The sequence below is a fragment of the Streptomyces sp. S.PB5 genome (genome assembly GCF_030403745.1).
Lineage (GTDB): Bacteria > Actinomycetota > Actinomycetes > Streptomycetales > Streptomycetaceae > Streptomyces.
In genome coordinates, this window is sequence record NZ_JAQMWP010000002.1 from 179,663 (window position 1) to 197,534 (window position 17,872).

Here is a 17,872-nt window from a genome sequence, read left to right on the forward strand (position 1 = left end):
GTTTCTTCTCCGGACCCGCACGCTCGCCGCAAAGCTATGGCGGTGCACTGGACGGAGATTGAATGAGAGCGGGGCGTGGTGTCGGATGGCCTTCACTGTTCATTCAGTGGGTGTCAAGCCGGCGCGGCCAGTCTGAACGCCCCGGAGGACAGCGCCGGAGGACAACGAGGGATGCCCGGCGGTTGACTCGGTTCATGGACCCGGGCCGCGGGCCGACCGTAAAGTGGCTGTGCCGCAGCCGATCGTGGTCGGGCCGTGAGCAGGGGTAGGGGTGGGCATGGCTTCCTCCGGCGGACAACTGCGTCTGCAGATCCTGGGTCCATTGCGGATCTGGCGGGACGGCGTCGAACTGGACCCCGGGCCCCGGCAGCAGTCGTATCTGCTCGCGGTGCTGCTCGCCCGCGCCGGCGAGCCGATCAGTACGAGCGAGCTGGTCGATCTGATCTGGGCCGAGGACGTACCGGCGTCGGCCGTGAACATTCTCCAGAAGTACGTCGGAGCCCTGCGGCGGCTGCTCGAACCCCTGCTGCCCGCCCGCGAAGCCGGCTCGTTCCTCCACCGGCGCGGCAATTCCTACCTCTTCGCCGTCGGTTCCGCGACCCTGGACCTCGTCGTCTTCCGGGAACTCGTCGATGCCGCCAGGGCCGCGCCGGCTCGGCACGATCATGTGGCGGCCCTCGACCACTACGTCGAAGCCCTCGGGCTCTGGCACGGCCCGGCGGGCGACGGCATCCCCGACGGGACGACCGCCACGACGGTCTTCGCCGCACTCGACAACGAGTTCTACGACGCATGCACGGCGGCGGCCGAGCTCGCCGTGTCGACGGGGCAACCGGAGCGGGTGCTCGCGGCTCTGCAACTGGCCGCATCGATGGCACCGTTCAACGAACCCGTGCTGGCCGGTCTGATCGGCGTTCTCGGCGCCGCCGGCCGCCAGGCGGAGGCGCTCACGCTGTTCCGTCAGGTCCGCGACCGGCTCGCCGACGAGCTGGGCATCGACCCGGGCCCGGCGCTGGAGGACGCACAGCGGCGGATCCTCACCCAGCCCCCGGCGCCGCCGCTCGTGCGGAAGACGGACGAGGAGGCCGGGCCGACCGCGGTGACCGCCCTGATCGGCCGGACCGACGAACTCGCCACGCTGCGGCGCCTCGTGGAGCGCGCACTCGCCGGCGACGCCGCGATCGGCCTCGTCGAAGGCGAGCCGGGCGCGGGCAAGACCCGGCTGCTGGAAGAGGCCGCCGCGGTGGCGGGCCGGCTGGGCGCACTCACCGTCTGGGGCTCCTGTCTGGAGGGCGACGGGACACCGGCGATGTGGCCGTGGGAGCAGGCGCTGGGCCAGGTCGTCCGCAGCCTGCCCGCTCCCGCGAGCGAGCAGTGGCTCACCGGCGGGCTGGGAAACCTCCTCGCGGCACCGGACGACGCGCCCCGGGAACTTCCCGACGGCAACGCCCAGTTCCGGCTGTTCGAACAGGTCGTCGCCCTCGTCGGACAGGCCTCGGCGCGGCGGCCGACACTCCTGATCCTCGACGACCTCCAATGGGCCGACGTCACCTCCCTGCAGTTGTTGCAGCATCTGGCGGGACGGCTGCCCCGGGGCACCGCGATCATCGGCGCGTTACGCGACCGCGCCCCCACAGTCGGCCCGGACCTCTCCCGGGTGCTGGCCGCCGCCAGCCGGGTGCCAGGTCACCGCAGGTTCCGGCTCGGCCCGCTCGGCCCGGACGACGTGGCCGAACTCATCCGCCACGAGGCCGGCCAGGATCCCGGCGACGCCGTCACCCGCGCCATCCACGCCCGTACCTCGGGCAATCCGTTCTTCGTCCGCGAACTGTCCCGGCTCCTCAGCGGAAGCGGCGCGATCGGCGACGGCGACCCGTCCGCCCCCGCCGGGGTCCCGTCCACCGTCCACGACGTCGTCCGCGACCGGATGACCGGGCTCGACGACCGCGCCCGGGACCTGCTGCGGGTGGCCGCGCTCATCGGCCGCGACGTCGACCTCAGACTGCTGTCCCGCGCCACCGGCGTGGACGTCGCGGACTGCCTCCACCGCCTGGAACCGCTGCACACCCTCGGGTTGCTCGAACCCGGGCCGCAGGACCCGTCCTCGCTCCGCTTCGCGCACGACCTGGTGCGCGAGTCGGTCTCCGAGACCGCGACGAAACAGCAGGTCACCCAGTTGCATCTGCGCGTCGCGGACGCGCTCGAACAGATCCACGCCGACGACGAGGACGTCGCCGAACGCCTCGCCTACCACCTGTGGGCCGCCGGCCCCCTCGCCGAGCCCGTGCGCGTCGCGGAGGCGCTGATCCGCGCCGGGCGCCGCGCGGCGGCCAAACTCGCCTTCGAGTCCGCCCGTCGACAGCTGCGCTCCGCCGTACAGGTCACCCGGGCGTCCGGACTCATGGAGCTGGAGTTCACCGCCCTCACGCTCCTCGCCATCGTCGTCAGACGGCACTCGGGGTACGACGCCTCGACCTTCGACCTGCTGGAGCGGGCCGAATACCTGGCCGGCACCCTCGGCCGGGAGGCGGAGGCGGCCGACTTCCTCTTCATCCGCATGATGGGCGCCTACACCTCCGTCGAGAAGGGCCGCGGGGAGCTGGCCCGCCGCCTGCACGAGCGCGGCCAGGTGTCCTCCGATCCGGCCGTCCGACGCTACGGCCGGCACGCCTGGGGCCTGCACCAGTGGGACATCGGCAACATCGGCGAGGCGTACCGTTCCTTCACCAAGGAGGATGCCGCCGTCGGCGGCACCGTCGCTCCGGACGAGGAGACACCGCTCAGACGGGACGGCAGCATCCCCGGGGAGGGGCCCGGCTGGCGGGCCGTCATGACCGCGCTGCACGGTGACGTCGATGCGGCGCTGGCCTTCATCGACACCTGGGACACCCCGGGAGACCCGTACGCGGCCTCGGTCTGGGTCTACTACACGACCATGATCACCTCCATGGCCGGGGACGCCGAGACGGCGCGGCGCGCGGGCGAGCGCTGGACCGCCACCGGTTTCGTGCGCCTCGACGCCACCATCGACCTCTACATCCGGCAGTTCTGGTGCTGGGCCCGCGCCCTCACCGGCGAGGATCCGGCCGGCGCCGCGACCGAGGCCGAGGAGCTCCTGACCGCCCATCTGCTCGATCCGCCGCAATGGGGCATCGCCCACCACTACGCGCTGATCGCCGAGATGTGGCTGGCAGCCGGATCGCCCGACCGCGCCGAAGCCGCTCTCGACCGAGCCGACCAGGCGATCCGGGACTTCGGCCAGCGCTACGCCGAAAGCCTTCTCCTGCTGCTGAGGGCACGCCTGCTGCAGGCCCGCGGCGCACCGCTCACCGCGGTCCGGGCCGCCGCCGAACGCGCCCGCGCGTACGCCACCGCACGCGAGGCGCATCTGTTCGCACGGCGCGCCGAACAGCTCTCGCGGGACCTGGAGGCCACGCATGACCGCAGGCCCTGACGAGGAACGCAGCGGGCTGACCGCCCTCGCCCGGGGGCTCTCGGCGCCCAAGGGTTTCGTCGACGCCAGCCTCGCCGCCCCCGCCCCCGGAACGATTCGCCTGCTGGGCGGCATCCCAGCGCCCACAGCCCTGCCGGTCGAGGCGATCGCCAAGGCGTCGGCGCAGCTGTGGCAGGCACCCGACGCCGCGCTGGCGAGCCTGCAGTACGGGCCGGCGCGCGGATCCGACGCACTGTGCGACTGGATCGCGAAACGGGAAGGCGTCGACCCCCGCCGGATCGTGGTGACGAACGGCGGCATGCACGGCCTCGCCCTGGCGGTGCTGACCGTCGTCGAGCGCGATGCCACCGTCGCGGTCGACGACCCGGTGTTCCCGGGTTTCCTGTGGGCCCTGGAGGTGTCGACGACACGGATCCTGCCGGTGCCGGTCGTGGCCGACGGCTTCGACGTCGAGCACCTCGCCCGGCGGCTCGCCACCGGCGCCCGCATTGCCGCGGCCTACACCGTGCCCGACTTCCACAACCCCGCCCAGGTCACTCTCTCCGCGCCGAAGCGCCAGGCACTCATCGAACTCGCCGAGCGGTACGGCTTCCACGTGATCGTCGACAATCCGTACCGTGAACTGCGCTTCGGCGGCCAGGACCAGGGCATCGCGGCCTTCAACGAGTCGGACCGGGCGATCCACGTCAACTCCTTCACCAAGACCCTCGGACCCGGCTGGCGCGTGGGCTGGCTGGTGCTGCCGGACCACCTCGTGGACCCGGTGACCCGGCTGCGCAACCGCCTCGACGTCCACACCTCCTCGGTGACCCAGGCGATCGTCGAACGGCTGCTCACCGACGACGACCAGTGGTTCGACCGGGTCGTGGCCGGCGCCGCCGCGCTGTACCGGGAACGCGCCGGCGTGCTGGTCGGCGCCCTGCGGGAACACCTCCCGGGCGCCCTCGACGTCGTGGCCCCCGAAGGCGGGTTGTTCCTCTGGCCGCGGCTCACCGACGACACCGTGGACGCCGAGGCGCTGTTCCGACGGGCGGCCGCGCACGGTGTCGTCTACCAGCCGGGCGAGTACTTCGCCGCGGGCGCGGCGGATCCCCGGCGGCACTCCTCGGCCCGGCACCTGCGGCTGTCCTACAGCGACCGCACCCCGGAGGAACTCCGGGAGGCCGTACGCCGGTTGGCCCTGGCCTTCTGACGACGCAGACGACGCTGACACTCCCCACCGCGGATCTCCTGGAGGCGGCTCATGGCCGAAGTTCGGCTCCCCCTGCGCGCGATCGTCCCGTTCGCCGCCGGTTCCATCGGCATGGGTATCTGGGTCACCGTGCCGGGCGTCTTCCTGCTGTACTTCCTCACCGACGTGCTGGCCGTGCCGCCGTCCACGGCCGGTCTCGCGCTGCTGCTGCCGAACGTCGCCGACATCGTGACGCACCCGTGGGTGGGCCGGATCTCCGACGCCGACCTGGCCGGCAGCGGCCACCGCCGGCGACTGATGCTGGCCGGCTGTGCCGTGGTGCTCACCTTCGTGGCCCTCTTCGCCGTGCCGTCGGACCTGCGCGGGACGGGCGCCGCGGTATGGGTCGCGGTGGCGCTGGTCGCCGGCAACCTCCTCTACTCGTGCTACCAGGTCTCCTACCTCGCCACACCGGCCGGCCTCGGCATCGGCTACCACGAGCGGACCCGCCTCATGGGCTACCGCAGTGTCGTGATCATCGTGAGCGTTCTCCTCGCCGGCGTGACCGCGCCGCTGGTCGCCGGTGACGATCCGGGCGTCGGCGACTACACGAGGACGGCCCTGCTGCTCGGCGCGGTCATGCTCGTGGCCCTGCTGGTCGGCATCAGCGGCGTCGCCCGCCTCAACCGGGCCGCGCCGGGCACCTCCACAGGGCCGGGGCACCGGGGCGGGCTGCTGGTGGCGCTGCGCGACCGGCAGTTCCGCGCGCTGACCGCGTCCTATCTGACCGTCGCGATCACGATGAACCTGGTCCTGGCGGGCATGCCGTACTTCGCCGAGTACGAGCTGGGCCGCTCCGCCCTCACGAGCGTGCTCATCGCCGCGTTCATGGCACCGGCGGTCCTGACCACGCCCCTGTGGGTGCGGGTGGCCCGGCGGCTCGGAAAACAGCGCAGCCTCCTCGTCGCCCAGGCCGCGTTCGTGGCCGGGGCGTCGGTGCTGGCGCTGGGCGCGGCGGCCGGTCTGCCCCTGCTGCTCGCGGCGGTGGCGGTGCAGGGCGTCGCGTTCGCCGCGATGCAGCTGATGCCGCTGTCGATGGTGCCCGACGTCGTCGCCGCCGCCGGGCCTTCCGGTACCGCCAGCGCGGGCAGCTACACCGGTGTGTGGACCGCGGCCGAGGCCACCGGCGGCGCGCTGGGGCCGTACGCGTACTCGGCCTGTCTGGCGGTGGGCGGGTTCGTGGCCAGTGGCGCGGGCGAGCACGTCACGCAGTCCTCCAGTGCGCTCGCGGCCGTTCGCTATGGCTTCACCCTGGTCCCGGCCGTGCTCATGGCGATCGCCGTCGTGCTGCAACGCCGGTACACGCTGGACGAACACGCCCACACGGAACTGCGAGTGAAGCAGCCTCTGTAGGGCGCCCGGATCTCCGTTCACTGCCCGTCAAGTGGCCGGTTCTACGGTCATCGGCGAGAACACCGGACACCGAAGGGCAGACAACGATGACGACAACTCGCCGGGCGCTGCTGGCCGGATCCGCCGCGGTCGTGGTGGGCGCGGCCCTCGACCCTTCCGTCGCGCAGGCACACACCGGCAGCGGCCGGAAACCCACCGTGGTCCTCGTGCACGGAGCGTTCGCCGACGCCTCCGGCTGGAACGGGGTCCTCTCCCGGCTCATCCGCGACGGCTATCCGGTCATCGCACCGGCCAACCCGCTGCGCGGCGTCGCCTCCGACTCCGCCTATCTGGCCGCTGTCCTCGCGACGCTCAGCGGCCCGCTCGTCCTCGTCTCGCACTCCTACGGCGGGATGGTCGTCACGAACGCCGCGACCGGCAACCCGAACGTGAAGGCGCTGGTCTACGTGGACGCTTTCGTGCCCGATCAGGGGGAGACGCTGTTCGGTCTGCAGACGAAGTACCCGGGAAGCCGGATCAGCGAGCAGACGCTGGACTTCCGTCCCTACGGGGAGGGCCGCGTCGACGCCTACGTCAAGAAGGAGTACTTCCACGACGTGTTCGCCGCGGACCTGCCGAAGGCGACCACCGAGCTGATGTGGGCCGGGCAGCGTCCGGTGGACACGCACGCCCTGGAGGTGCCGTCCGGCGCCCCCGCCTGGAAGACCGTTCCGTCCTGGTACCTCGTGGGCCGTGACGACCAGGTGCTGCCCCCGGCGGCGCAGCGGTTCATGGCGCGCCGGGCCCGCGCACACACCCTCGAGGTCGACGCCTCGCATGTCGCGATGATCGCGCAGCCCGCGGCGACGGCCGCCCTCATCAAGCGCGCCGCGCGCTGACCAGCGCCCCGGCAGCCGTCCCGCACCCGTCCGTACCCCCTCCGACCGACCCTCCCGCCAAGGACGCAGACGATGCATCAGCGCGCATACGACCGCCAGTGCGCCGCCGAGGAGAACCGGCACACCACGGCGAAGTCGCCCATCAGGAATCCGGGACGGACACTGTTCGCACTGGCGTTGGGGACGTTCGCGATCGGCGCGGGCGAGTTCGGCAGCAACGGCATCATCCAGCTGTTCGCGGCCGATCTGGAGGCGTCCCTCCCGGTCGCGACCTACGCGATCACCGCGTACGCCCTCGGGGTGATGATCGGCTCTCCGGCGATCACCCTGCTCGCCGCCCGGGTCAACCGGCGCACTCTGCTGCTCGGTCTGATCGGGCTGTTCGTGGTCGGCAACGGGCTCTCCGCCCTGGCGCCGGACATCACGTCGTTCGTCGCCTTCCGGTTCGTCACGGGCAGCGTGCAGGGCGCGTTCTTCGGCGCCGGGGCGGTCGTCGCCGCGTACGTGTACGGGCCGGGCAAGGGCGGCAAGGCGTTCGCCACCGTGATGGGAGGACTCACCCTCGCCACCATCGCCGGGTCGCCGCTCGGCACCTTCATCGGCCAGCACGCCGGCTGGCGCGCCCTGTACGGGACCGTGGTCGCCGTCGGCCTGCTCGCCGGAGCCGCCCTGCTGGCCTGGCTGCCGCGCACCGACGACCTGCGCGGCAGCTCCCTCACGGGCGAACTGGGCGCTCTGAGGCGGCGGGGCGTCTGGCTGATGGTCACCGTCGCGGCGCTCGGCATCTCCAGCATCTTCGCCGTCTACACGTTCATCGGCCCGTTCGTCACCGACGCGGCACTGCGGGACGCCTCGCTCATCCCGGTCGCGCTCGCCGTCTTCGGCCTCGGCATGGCGGTCGGCAACCACGTCGGCGGACGGGTCGCCGACCGGTACGAGAACCGGGGTCTGATCCTGGGCTACGGCGGCGTCCTGGCGTTCCTGGTGCTGATCGGTGTGGCAGGCGACAGTCTGCTGGTCCTGCTGCCGTGTCTGTTCGGTGTCGGCGCGACCATGATGTTCGCCATCCCTACCATCCAGGTCCGGCTGACGGCCTTCGCACCCGACGCCCCGACCTTGATGGGCACGCTCAATCTGGCCGCACTCAACCTCGCGAACTGCCTCGGCGCGATCGGGGGCGCGGTCGCCCTCGACGCCGGCTGGGGGACCTTGTCCACCGTGTGGGCGGGCTTCGTCCTCACCACCGCGGGCCTGGTCCTGTACGTCATGACCGTCGCCCGGGTGAGGCCGGCATCCGTGCCGGTGAGCGCCTGAAGCACCTGAACCGCAACTGCCCGACTCGCCGCCCGTCAGGCCGGATAGGCGTGCGTCTGCGTCGCCTTCACCGCCGCCCACACCTGCGCGCCGGGATGCAGACCGAGTTCGGCGGCGGCCACCGTGGTGACGTCGGCGGCGAGGGGGAGTTCGCCGGCGAGGCCGGCGCGGATCTGGTCGCCGTGGGTCTCCAGGCCGGTCACCTCGCAGCGCCAGAGGTTGCGGGCGCTCACGCCGGTGGGGCGGTCGCGGTACAGGGTCACCGCGGTCGGCGGGAAGGTGACGAAGACCGGTCCGGTGAGCTCCTCGGTGGTGGTGATCTCGGGCCCCGCGTCCAGCCGTACGGTGTGGCCCTCGGCCCGGCCCTTGTAGAGGTTCAGGCCGACGAGGTGGGCGATGTAGTCCGTGCGCGGGTGGCGGGCGATGTCGCCCGGGGTGCCCTCCTGGACCACCTGGCCGTCCTCGACGACGACCAGACGGTCCGCCAGGACCATCGCGTCGAGCGGGTCGTGGGTGACGAGGACCGCGACCGCCTCGAAGTCGGCGAGATGGCGCCGGAGCTGGGCGCGGACCTCCAGGCGGGTGCGTGCGTCGAGGGCGGCCAGGGGTTCGTCGAGGAGGAGCAGACGGGGGTGGGTGGCGAGGGCGCGGGCCAGGGCCACCCGCTGGGCCTGGCCGCCCGACAGACGGCGGGGCTTGGCCCCCGCGTGCTCGGCCAGGCCCATCCGGTCCAGCCACACGGCGGCCTGCGCGCGGGCCGCCGCCTTGGACGCGCCGTGGCAGCGCGGGCCGAACGCGACATTGTCCAGGGCGCTCAGGTGCGGGAAGAGGAGATAGTCCTGGAAGACGACGCCGACGGGACGGGACTCCGGCGGCGTACGGTCCAGCTCCACGCCGTCCAGCCGGAGACGGCCGTCCGTCAGCGGGACGAGCCCGGCCAGCGCGCGCAGGGCGGTGGTCTTGCCGGCGCCGTTGGGGCCGAGCAGGGCGACGACATCGCCGGGGGCGGCCGTCAGCGACACGTCGAGCCGGAACCCGCCCCGGTCGACGACGAGCCGCGCGTCCAGCCCTTCGGCACCTTCGGCTCGTTCGGTCCCTGCGGCGGCCGGGCTCGACCCCGCGTCGACGGTGTCGTGCGCTGTCTTGTCGAGATCGGTCATGAGGCGCTCATCCAGCGGTCGCGCAGTCCTGCGAGTACGGCGATGGAGACGGCCAGCAGAACGAGGCTGAGGGCGATGGCCGCCTCCGGATCGCTCTGCAGGGCGAGATAGACGGCGAGGGGCATGGTCTGGGTGCGGCCGGGGAAGTTGCCGGCGAACGTGATGGTCGCCCCGAACTCGCCCAGCGCACGCGCCCAGGCCAGCACCGCGCCCGCCGCGATGCCCGGCGCGACGAGGGGCAGGGTGACCCGGCGGAACGCGGTGAACCGGGAGGCGCCCAGGGTGGTCGCGGCCTCCTCGTAGCGCGGGTCGGCGGCCCGCAGCGTGCCCTCGACGCTGATCACCAGGAACGGCATCGCGACGAACGCCTCGGCGACGACGACCCCGGCGGTGGTGAAGGGGAGGGTGATCCCGAACCACGCGTCCAGCCACTTGCCGACGACCCCGTTGCGGCCGAGGGCCATCAGCAGCGCCACGCCCCCGACCACCGGCGGCAGGACCAGGGGCAGCGTGACCAGGGCCCGGACCAGGCCGCGTCCCGGGAACTCCACGCGGGCCAGCAGCCAGGCCAGGGGCACGCCGACCACCAGGCTCACCGCGGTCGCCGCCGTCGCGCACACCAGCGAGAGCTGCAGGGCCTGCCACACCTCCGCGCTCGTCAGCCGGCCCGGCAGATGCGACCACGGGGTCCGCACGAGCAGGGCGATCAGCGGCACGAGGAGGAAGGCCAGGCCCAGAAGCGCGGGCAGGAGAAGGGGCAGGGGCGCGCCTCTGAAGCCCGTCAGGCTTCTGGCACCCCTGGGACTCCCGGCCGGCTTGGAGGCGCCACGCCCGCGCCCGCGCCGCGGTCCGCCCGCAAGGGTGTCGGACCCGGCGCCGGACTGGTCGGACGAGGTCACGGCTTGAGGAACCCGGCCTCGGTGAGGACCTTCTGGCCGTCGGCGGACCGCACCAGCGCGATGAACGCCTTGGCCGCCTCGGTGTTCTCCGAGTCCTTCAGCAGCGTGATCGGATAGTCGTTGACGGCGTCGGCCGATTCGGGGAAGTCCACGCCCTCCACCTTGTCACCCGCGGCGTTCACATCGGTCTTGTAGACGACGGCCGCGTCGGCCTCCTTCAGCTCCACCTTCGTCAGGGCCGCCTTGACGTCCTGCTCGTAGGAGACCGGCGTGAGCTTCAGCCTGCTCGCGTCGAGGGCCTTCTGCGCGGCGGCGCCGCAGGGCACCTCCTTGTCGCACAGCACGACCTTCAGGCCGGAGCCCGTGAGGTCCTTGAGGGAGCCGATCCCGTCGGGGTTGCCCGGCAGGGTGGCGATCTCCAGCTGGTTGCGGACGAAGGTGGCGGGTGTGCCGGAGCCTGCGCCGGCGTCCGTGACGATCTTCATCGTCCTGGGGCTGGCGGAGGCGAACACATCGGCCGGGGCGCCGCCGGTGATGCTCGCGGCGAGGGAGTCGCTGCCACCGAAGCTGAAGGTGACCTTCGTGCCGGGGTGCTCCTGCTCGAACTGCTTGCCCAGCGTCTCGAAGCTCTCCTTCAGCGAGGCCGCCGCGAACACGGTCACCGTGCCGGACAGCCCGCCCGCGGCGGAGCCGGAACCGGCGGACGAGGAGTCGTCGGAGGAGCAGGCGCTCAGGGCCAGCAGTGCGGCGGCGCCCGCACCCGTCACCTGAAGCATCCGGTGGGTGCGGCGGGCCCGGCGCACGGTACGGGTCGTCACGGCTCTGCTCCTTCTCGAATCCTTCTCGGAAACGCCTCTTCGCAACGGCACCGGAGTGCGCACCGACCATACTGCCGCATGTGCGAGGTGTAAGTCCCCTGTGTCATTGCATGAGCCGGGGTGTGGGTTCGAGGGGCTGGTATATGCGTTTCTACAGGAGCGTCCGTCACTCGTACCGGTACTTCAGCGAGTCCGCCTCCGCCTGCTCGATGTCGGCGATCGTCAGTTCCGGCATCCGCAGCTGGGCCAGTGTCACTTCGGCCGAGGTCGGCTGGGCGTCCACCGGGAGCCACTGCTCCGGCTTCCAGGCCCCGCTGCGCAGCAGCGACTTGGGGCAGTGCGGGTAGACCTCCTCGATCCCCACCACCAGCGCGCTGGCCGGCGGCTTGCCCACGGCGGTCAGCTGGGACAGCAGCTCCGGGCGGGTGGAGACACAGGCTCTGCCGTTCACCCTGAGCGTCGTGGTGCGCCCCGGGATGACGAACAGCAGCCCGGCGCGTCCGGTGGCGATGACGTTCTTCAACGTGTCCAGCCGCTTGTTGCCGGTCGCGTCCGGTATCGCCACCGTCCGCGCGTCCAGGACCGCGACGAACCCGGCGGGGCCGCCGCGCGGCGAGACGTCACAGTGGCCCTCGGCGTCCGCGCTGGCGACGAACACCAGCGAGGAGCAGCCGATCAACTGCCTGGTCTGCTCGGTGAGTTCGGTCATCTGCTTGCGCAGGGCCGCGTCCTTGGGGAGTTCGTAGACCTGGCGCAGCGTTTCCTCGTCGGGCACGGCGTCGAGGCGGAGCGAGTCGAAGGCGATGTCGGTCAAAGGTGTCGTCATGGGTCCGACTTTAAGGCGTCCGCAGTCGGCGGCCGACGGCCGAAGGACGTGCGCGGCTGCACCGGCCGGGCCGCCGTCGAACCCGCTCAGACGCGGTCGATGTGCACGTTCGTCGACTTCACCCGGGCGGTGGCCTCCATGCCGACCTCCAGGCCCAGTTCCTCGACGGCCTCCCGGGTCAGCAGCGACACCAGGCGGTGCGGACCCGCCTGGATCTCCACCTGCGCCGCCACGTCACCGAGCTTGATCGCGGTGACGATGCCGGGGAAGGCGTTGCGTACCGAGGTGTAGGAGACGCCCTCCTCACCGCCTCCGCCCTTGGCGAGCTCCACGGAGAAGGCGGCCAGGTCCGCCCCGTCGATGAGCCGCTTCCCGCCCTCGTCCCGGTGGGTCGACACCCGTCCCGCGTCCGCCCAGCGCCGGGCGGTGTCGGGGCTCACGCCGAGGAGCCGGGCGGCCTGGCCGATCGTGTATGACTGCATGCGCGCCAAGATATGCGCACCGGGCGGCTGTTCCCGTCACCGGCTGTTCCCGTCACCGGGCGAGCGGTTCGATCCGCTGCCCGGCCGCAGGCGGTAACGCTCCGCACGGCCGGCCCCCGCCCCGCCCCCTGTCACCACCCCGTCCGCAGCAGATGGTTGATGAGCAGCGCGAGCACCGCCTGGGCGGCGAGCCAGACGCGGGGGCGGGGGAGGAGGGCGCAGGAGGGGAGCAGCCACATCGCGAAGGGGAGCCAGATGCGTTCGGTCTCGGCCTTGCTCATGCCGGACAGGTCGGCGGTCAGCAGGGCGAGCAGGGCCGCGGTCACGAGAAGGGGGAGGCGGATGTCCGTGTCGGGTCTGCGGAGCAGCGCCGCCGACGTCGTACGGCGCAGGGCCGGCGCCGTGGCCAGTCCCGTGATCAGGACCGTGCACGCCAGGTTCGCCCAGACCCAGTAGCCGTACGGGCGTACCCCGCCGGCGCCCTGGTAGTAGCGCGTGACCAGCAGCCGGTACGCCTCCCACCAGTCGAACCCGGCGACCGTGAACGCCGTCGGCACCACGGCCAGCCCGGCCAGGAACAGCAGGGGGAGAGCCACCGGCCGTTCCCGCAGACGGCGTCGGCCCAGCCACAGCACCGCGGCGCCGACGACGGCGAAGAGTGTCAGGCCGTAGGAGAGATAGCAGGTGAGCCCGAAGAGCAGACCCGAGCCCCCTGCGAACCACACCGACCGTCCCGTCACCGCCAGTGCCAGCAGCGCCACCGCCCACGCCGCCACCGCCGCGAAGTACGCGTCCGCCGACGTGCCCATCCACACCGCCGCCGGGGCCAGGACCAGGAACGGCGCCGCCCGCCGCGCGAGTCCTTCCCCGGCCAGCGCGCGTACCGCCACCAGCACGGCCACGCACGCCGTCGCGCCCACGACGATGCACCACATGCCGGCCCAGCCGCCGCCGCGCAGGCCGAGCCGGTCGAGGAGGACGAAGGTGAGGGTGGCGGCCGGGGGGTGCCCGGCGACATGGGCGGGCCAGTTGTCGGGGGAGTCGATGAGGATGTGGTGGGTGAAGTCCCGCAGGGCCGCGGGGATGTCGTCGAAGCGGTCGATGACCTGGAGGTATTCGTTGCGGGTGGTCAGCTGCTCCGCGATGCCCCGGTGCCAGCCGTCGACCAGGGCGAGGGAGAGGATCCAGGCCGTGGCCGTCGCCCAGGCGCTCGCGAGCAGACCTCGCCAGGGGAGGCGGGCGGCGAGTGCCGGGCCGTAGGCCACGGTCGCCACCGCCACGAGGACGGCCAGAGGGGTGCCGGGGCCGATGTGCGGGTCCCAGGTGGCGAGGACCGGGGGCCAGCCGACGCGCAGCCTGTCCTGGATCGGGCGGCCGGCCAGTGCGGCCACGACGACGAGCAGGGCGGCGGCCGCGGCGGTGTACAGATCTCGGAGCTGGTCACGGGTCACAGCGGCACGCTAGGCCGGGTGGCCGCCCCCGAGCCGTCACCGGGGCCGGACGTCAGCGTTTCGTCATGGGTCGCGGACCCTTCCACGGGGTGCCGCGGACCTACGGTCGAGCCATGACACGGTCGCCCTTCTCACCCGGCTTCTGGCGCAGCCCGCTGCGCGGCCCCCGCTTCACCTCGGTGCTCGGACTCGTCCTGCTCGCCGGGATCACCGTGCTGTTCCTGACCGGCCTGGCCTCGTACGCCGCCTACAACCCGGGCCTGTCACCGGTGAACGACAAGACCCCGGAGAAAGGGATCCTCGGCTTCTATCTCTTCTCCTGGCCCACGGACCCGCACTGGCTCTACCGGCTCAACCAGGGCGTCCATGTGACGCTGGGCATCACCCTGATCCCGGTGCTGCTGGCCAAGCTCTGGTCGGTCGTGCCGCGGCTGTTCACCCTGCCGCCGGCCCGCTCGCTCGCGCACGCCCTGGAGCGGATCTCGCTGCTCCTGCTGGTCGGCGGCGGACTGTTCGAGTTCGTGACCGGGGTGTTCAACGTCCAGCTGAATTACGTCTTTCCCGGCTCCTTCTACCCGCTGCACTTCTACGGGGCGTGGGTGTTCTTCGCCGCGTTCGTCGCGCACGCGGTCCTGAAGACCCCGGCCGCCCTGCGCAACATCCGTCAACTCCGTGAAGAGCCGAGCGACTTGACGTCACCCCGGCCGGACCCGCCCACCGTCTCCCGGCGCGGCGCCCTGTGGTTCGTCGGAGGCGGCTCGCTGCTGCTGTTCGCCACGACGGCCGGCCAGAGCTTCGACGGGCCGCTGCGGCGCACCGCACTCCTCGCCCCGCACGGCTGGGCCGAGCCCGGCGGCGGCCCGAACGGCTTCCAGATCAACAAGACGGCCGTGTACGCCGGGATCGACGCGGCCGAGACGAGCGCGGAGGCGTGGCGGCTGACGGTCGTGGGACGCACCGGCACGGTCCGGCTCAGCCGCGCCGACCTGCTCCGACTCCCGCTGCACAGCTCGGCGTTGCCCATCGCCTGCGTCGAGGGCTGGTCGACCTCCGACCAGTGGTGGCGCGGCGTGCGGCTGCGCGACCTCGCCGCGCTCGTCGGCTACGACGACGGCGACCCGCCGGACGTGTTCGTGGAGTCCCTCCAGCGCCACGGCGCCTTCCGCCGGGCCGCCCTGCGCGCCAACCAGGTCGCCGACCCGCGCTCCCTGCTCGCCCTGTTCGTCAACGGCGAGGAACTGTCCCCCGACCACGGCCACCCGGCCCGCGTGATCGTGCCCGCCGCACCCGGTGTGCTGAACACCAAGTGGGTGGCCCGGATGACGTTCGGAGACCTGTGATGCTTCCCCGCCTCCCCGTCGGCAGCCCCTTCCAACTCCTGCTGCTCGCCGCCTCGTTCGCGCTCGCCGGCTACGCGGGCGTACGTCTCCTCGCCGACGACTGGTTCGGCGTCGCCCTGTGGTTCGTGGGGGCCGCGCTGCTGCACGACCTCGTGCTGCTGCCCCTGTACGCGATCGCGGACCACGCGGTCGTACGAGGGCTCGGCGCGGGCGGCAGACGGGAGTGGGCGCTGTACGTCCGGGTCCCCGCCGCCCTCTCCGGCCTCCTCCTGCTGGTGTGGTTCCCGCTGATCAGCGGGATGACCGACCGGCGCTACCGCTCGGCCACCGCACTCTCCCCGGACGGCTTCCTCGCCCGCTGGCTGCTGATCACCGCCGTGCTCTTCGGCGTCTCGGCGCTGCTGTTGGCCGTCCGGCTGCGCAGGGCGACGAAGCGGCGGCCGCCGGCCGTCCACTGACGTACGGCACTCCAGCGGGCCCGGTCCGCGTACCTGAGGAGGGCGGGGGTGCCGAGCCGGGCCCAGGGGAAGGTGCCCCCGGCCGCGAGGGTGATGTCGACGACCTGCACCTCGGTGCGCTCGTCGACGTCCATCGGCGCGGTCTCGGCGATCAACAGGCCGCCGGGGGCGAGGAGTTGGACCATCCGGTCCAGCAGGGCACGCGGATCGCCGCCGATCCCGACGTTGCCGTCCATCAGCAGGGCCGTGTCCCAGCGGCCCTCGCCGGGCAGCGGCTCGAAGACCGAGCGCCGCAGCGCCTGGCCGCCGAGGCGGACGGTGTGCTCGACGGCGGTCTCGCTGACGTCGATGCCGAGCACGGTCCTGCCGTGGGCGGCGAGTTCCGCGACCAGTCGCCCCGGGCCGCAGCCGACGTCCAGTACGGCGCCCTCGCAGCGGGCCAGTACGTCGAGGTCGACCGGGTCGGGGCGGGCGCACCAGCGTTCCACCTCCAGGGGGAGCAGCCAGCCGTCGGTGCGGCGCAGGAACAGCGGACCGCGTCCGGCGCGGAGGGCTTTCGCGTAGGGGTCGGCCGTGGCCCAGGCGGAGGTGGTCATCGGGGCGTGCTCTCCGGCCGCGGCCGGGCGGGGGCCGGTCGTGTCCGCACGGCGGCGGCCGCGGTCTCGGTACGGCCCCGCGCCCCCGAGGCGTCCGGCCCGCTCCCCGCCTTCCTCGCGCACCGGGCCAGCCGCGCCGCGAAGTCTCCCGTGGGGACCAGGGCCGCCACCGCCTCCGCGTCCGCCGCCGTGTCCACGTCCCGCAGCCGCGGCAGGTCCCGCACCCTGAGCCCCGCCGAGACCAGCCGCTCCCGCTGCACCGCCCCCGTCACCGGCGTCGACATGGGCACGCCCCGCAGCAGGGCGGGATCGGGTGCGGCCAGTCCGAGGGCCCAGAAACCGCCGTCCTCGGCCGGGCCGAAGTACGCGTCGCAGCCGGCGAAGTCCACGGTGAGCAGCTCCGGTGTCACCTGCGGGGTGTCCATGCCGATCAGCAGGGCCGGCCCTGCGACGCCCGCGAAGGCCGCCGCGAGCCGTTCGTCGAGACCGCCCGCGCACTGGCGTACGACGTCGAAGCCCGGCGGCAGCCAGGGGCCGGGAGCGCCTTCCAGAACGAGGACGCGGCGGGAGGCGGGGGCGGCCGCGACCGCCCGCAGGGTGTCCGTGAGCGCGGCCTCCGCCAGGGCCGCGGCCTCCCGCGGGGTGAACGGCGGGGTGAGCCGGGTCTTGACCCGGCCGGGCAGGGGCTCCTTGGCGATGACGAGGAGAGTGGTCACCGTGCCGTCCCTTCGTCGTACCGGACGGTCGCTGCGTCGCGCTGGGCGGTCTCTGTGTCGCACCCGGGCGTCGCTTCGTCGTGGCGTGCCGTCCCTTCGTCGCGCCCGGCCCTCTCCGCGTCGCGCCGGGCCGTCGCTTCCTCGCGCCGGGCCGCCCCTTCGTTCAGGACCCGGCTCATGTCCCGTACCGCCTGCCAGGTGCCGCGCCAGGTGCCCGTCACCTTGGAGGCGCCGGTGCGGGGGAGATAGGGGACGTCGTGCTCGGTGATCCGCCAGCCCGCGTCGGCGGCGCGCACCACCATCTGGAGCGGATAGCCGCTGCGCCGGTCGGTGAGGCCGAGGGCGAGCAGCGGCTCGCGGCGGGCGGCGCGCAGGGGGCCGAGGTCGTGCAGGCGCAGGCCGGTGCGGCGGCGCAGCAGCCGGGCGAGCGCGAGGTTCCCGGCGCGGGCGTGCGCGGGCCAGCTGCCCCGGCCGTGCGGGCGGCGGCGGCCGAGGACGAGGTCGGCGGCGCCGGCGCGGATCTCCTGGACGAACGGCTCCAGCAGACCCGGGTCGAGGGAAGCGTCGCAGTCGCAGAAGCAGACGATGTCGGCGGTGGCCGCGGTGAGGCCGGCGTGGCAGGCGGCGCCGAAGCCCCGGCGGGGCTCGTGCACGACGGTCGCGCCGAGGGCGCGGGCGAGGTCCGGGGAGCCGTCGGTGGAGCCGTTGTCGACGACGAGGGCGCGCCAGCCCGCGGGAACGCGGGCCAGGACCCAGGGCAGGGCCTCGGCCTCGTCGAGACAGGGGAGCACGACATCCACGGTGTTCGTGTCGATGGTCACGGCTTTCACCCTACGAACGAGAGCCGGACATATCGGACTCCGGCTCCTTACGAAACAGGGACGTCGACACGTCCG

15 protein-coding genes are annotated in these 17,872 nt (G+C 73.0%); 6 read left to right on the forward strand and 9 right to left on the reverse strand.

Translation table 11 applies throughout. The features are described from left to right. Positions 1-277: 277 nt before the first annotated feature. The 5 genes from PH203_RS05670 (at position 278) to PH203_RS05690 (ending at position 8,230) form a co-directional block, all read left to right on the forward strand. Positions 278-3,454, forward strand: a complete 3,177-nt coding sequence (locus PH203_RS05670; RefSeq protein WP_289917071.1) for a BTAD domain-containing putative transcriptional regulator — start codon at positions 278-280, stop codon at positions 3,452-3,454. Beyond that, a complete protein-coding gene (locus PH203_RS05675; RefSeq protein ID WP_289917074.1) occupies positions 3,438-4,646 on the forward strand; it encodes a PLP-dependent aminotransferase family protein in 1,209 nt (402 codons plus the stop codon). The genes PH203_RS05670 and PH203_RS05675 overlap by 17 nt, the downstream gene beginning before the upstream one ends. Before the next feature lie 51 nt (positions 4,647-4,697). Next, on the forward strand, positions 4,698-6,038 hold the full coding sequence (locus tag PH203_RS05680) for an MFS transporter (protein ID WP_289917076.1): 1,341 nt from the start codon (positions 4,698-4,700) through the stop codon (positions 6,036-6,038). A gap of 86 nt (positions 6,039-6,124) precedes the next feature. Next, positions 6,125-6,916, forward strand: coding sequence for an alpha/beta hydrolase (locus tag PH203_RS05685; RefSeq protein ID WP_289917078.1), 792 nt, complete (start codon positions 6,125-6,127; stop codon positions 6,914-6,916). Between the two features lie 72 nt (positions 6,917-6,988). Continuing rightward, positions 6,989-8,230, forward strand: coding sequence for an MFS transporter (locus PH203_RS05690; protein WP_289917080.1), 1,242 nt, complete (start codon positions 6,989-6,991; stop codon positions 8,228-8,230). Between the two features lie 35 nt (positions 8,231-8,265). On the opposite strand, the gene PH203_RS05695 is transcribed toward PH203_RS05690, so the two are convergent. From PH203_RS05695 to PH203_RS05720, 6 genes are all read right to left on the reverse strand, one after another. Then, entirely contained in the window at positions 8,266-9,390 is a 1,125-nt protein-coding gene (locus tag PH203_RS05695; RefSeq protein WP_289917082.1) for an ABC transporter ATP-binding protein, read from the reverse strand. After that, positions 9,387-10,289 (reverse strand): ABC transporter permease, encoded by a 903-nt coding sequence (locus PH203_RS05700; RefSeq protein ID WP_289917084.1) that lies wholly within the window; start codon positions 10,287-10,289, stop codon positions 9,387-9,389. The genes PH203_RS05695 and PH203_RS05700 overlap by 4 nt, the downstream gene beginning before the upstream one ends. Further along, on the reverse strand, positions 10,286-11,065 hold the full coding sequence (gene modA / locus PH203_RS05705; protein WP_289918237.1) for a molybdate ABC transporter substrate-binding protein: 780 nt from the start codon (positions 11,063-11,065) through the stop codon (positions 10,286-10,288). The genes PH203_RS05700 and modA overlap by 4 nt, the downstream gene beginning before the upstream one ends. 208 nt (positions 11,066-11,273) lie before the next feature. Further along, positions 11,274-11,933 (reverse strand): MSMEG_1061 family FMN-dependent PPOX-type flavoprotein, encoded by a 660-nt coding sequence (locus PH203_RS05710; RefSeq protein WP_289917087.1) that lies wholly within the window; start codon positions 11,931-11,933, stop codon positions 11,274-11,276. Positions 11,934-12,019: 86 nt separating this feature from the next. Next, positions 12,020-12,415: a helix-turn-helix transcriptional regulator gene (locus PH203_RS05715; protein ID WP_289917090.1), complete on the reverse strand. Its 396-nt coding sequence runs from the start codon at positions 12,413-12,415 to the stop codon at positions 12,020-12,022. A 131-nt stretch (positions 12,416-12,546) separates the two neighbouring features. Next, positions 12,547-13,866, reverse strand: coding sequence for a hypothetical protein (locus PH203_RS05720; RefSeq protein WP_289917091.1), 1,320 nt, complete (start codon positions 13,864-13,866; stop codon positions 12,547-12,549). 113 nt (positions 13,867-13,979) lie between these two features. Here PH203_RS05720 and PH203_RS05725 point away from each other — a divergent pair, with 113 nt between their 5' ends. After that, a complete protein-coding gene (locus tag PH203_RS05725) occupies positions 13,980-15,206 on the forward strand; it encodes a molybdopterin-dependent oxidoreductase (protein WP_289917094.1) in 1,227 nt (408 codons plus the stop codon). A 313-nt stretch (positions 15,207-15,519) separates the two neighbouring features. On the opposite strand, the gene PH203_RS05730 is transcribed toward PH203_RS05725, so the two are convergent. From PH203_RS05730 to PH203_RS05740, 3 genes are read right to left on the reverse strand one after another with little or no spacing between them, the layout of a single operon-like run. After that, on the reverse strand, positions 15,520-16,260 hold the full coding sequence (locus PH203_RS05730) for a class I SAM-dependent methyltransferase (RefSeq protein WP_289917097.1): 741 nt from the start codon (positions 16,258-16,260) through the stop codon (positions 15,520-15,522). Next, positions 16,257-16,976 (reverse strand): DUF2064 domain-containing protein, encoded by a 720-nt coding sequence (locus PH203_RS05735; RefSeq protein WP_289917100.1) that lies wholly within the window; start codon positions 16,974-16,976, stop codon positions 16,257-16,259. Before PH203_RS05735 ends, PH203_RS05730 begins: the two co-directional genes overlap by 4 nt. Further along, entirely contained in the window at positions 16,973-17,797 is an 825-nt protein-coding gene (locus PH203_RS05740; protein ID WP_289917102.1) for a glycosyltransferase family 2 protein, read from the reverse strand. Before PH203_RS05740 ends, PH203_RS05735 begins: the two co-directional genes overlap by 4 nt. Positions 17,798-17,872: the final 75 nt, after the last annotated feature.

Coding starts and splice junctions, on each gene's coding strand:
- PH203_RS05685 (WP_289917078.1), top strand. CDS start 6,125: ATGACGACAACTCGCCGGGCGCTGCTGGCCGGATCCGCCGCGGTCGTG.
- PH203_RS05715 (WP_289917090.1), bottom strand. CDS start 12,415: ATGCAGTCATACACGATCGGCCAGGCCGCCCGGCTCCTCGGCGTGAGC.
- PH203_RS05680 (WP_289917076.1), top strand. CDS start 4,698: ATGGCCGAAGTTCGGCTCCCCCTGCGCGCGATCGTCCCGTTCGCCGCC.
- PH203_RS05670 (WP_289917071.1), top strand. CDS start 278: ATGGCTTCCTCCGGCGGACAACTGCGTCTGCAGATCCTGGGTCCATTG.
- modA (WP_289918237.1), bottom strand. CDS start 11,065: ATGCTTCAGGTGACGGGTGCGGGCGCCGCCGCACTGCTGGCCCTGAGC.
- PH203_RS05730 (WP_289917097.1), bottom strand. CDS start 16,260: ATGACCACCTCCGCCTGGGCCACGGCCGACCCCTACGCGAAAGCCCTC.
- PH203_RS05695 (WP_289917082.1), bottom strand. CDS start 9,390: ATGACCGATCTCGACAAGACAGCGCACGACACCGTCGACGCGGGGTCG.
- PH203_RS05725 (WP_289917094.1), top strand. CDS start 13,980: ATGACACGGTCGCCCTTCTCACCCGGCTTCTGGCGCAGCCCGCTGCGC.
- PH203_RS05690 (WP_289917080.1), top strand. CDS start 6,989: ATGCATCAGCGCGCATACGACCGCCAGTGCGCCGCCGAGGAGAACCGG.
- PH203_RS05675 (WP_289917074.1), top strand. CDS start 3,438: ATGACCGCAGGCCCTGACGAGGAACGCAGCGGGCTGACCGCCCTCGCC.
- PH203_RS05710 (WP_289917087.1), bottom strand. CDS start 11,933: ATGACGACACCTTTGACCGACATCGCCTTCGACTCGCTCCGCCTCGAC.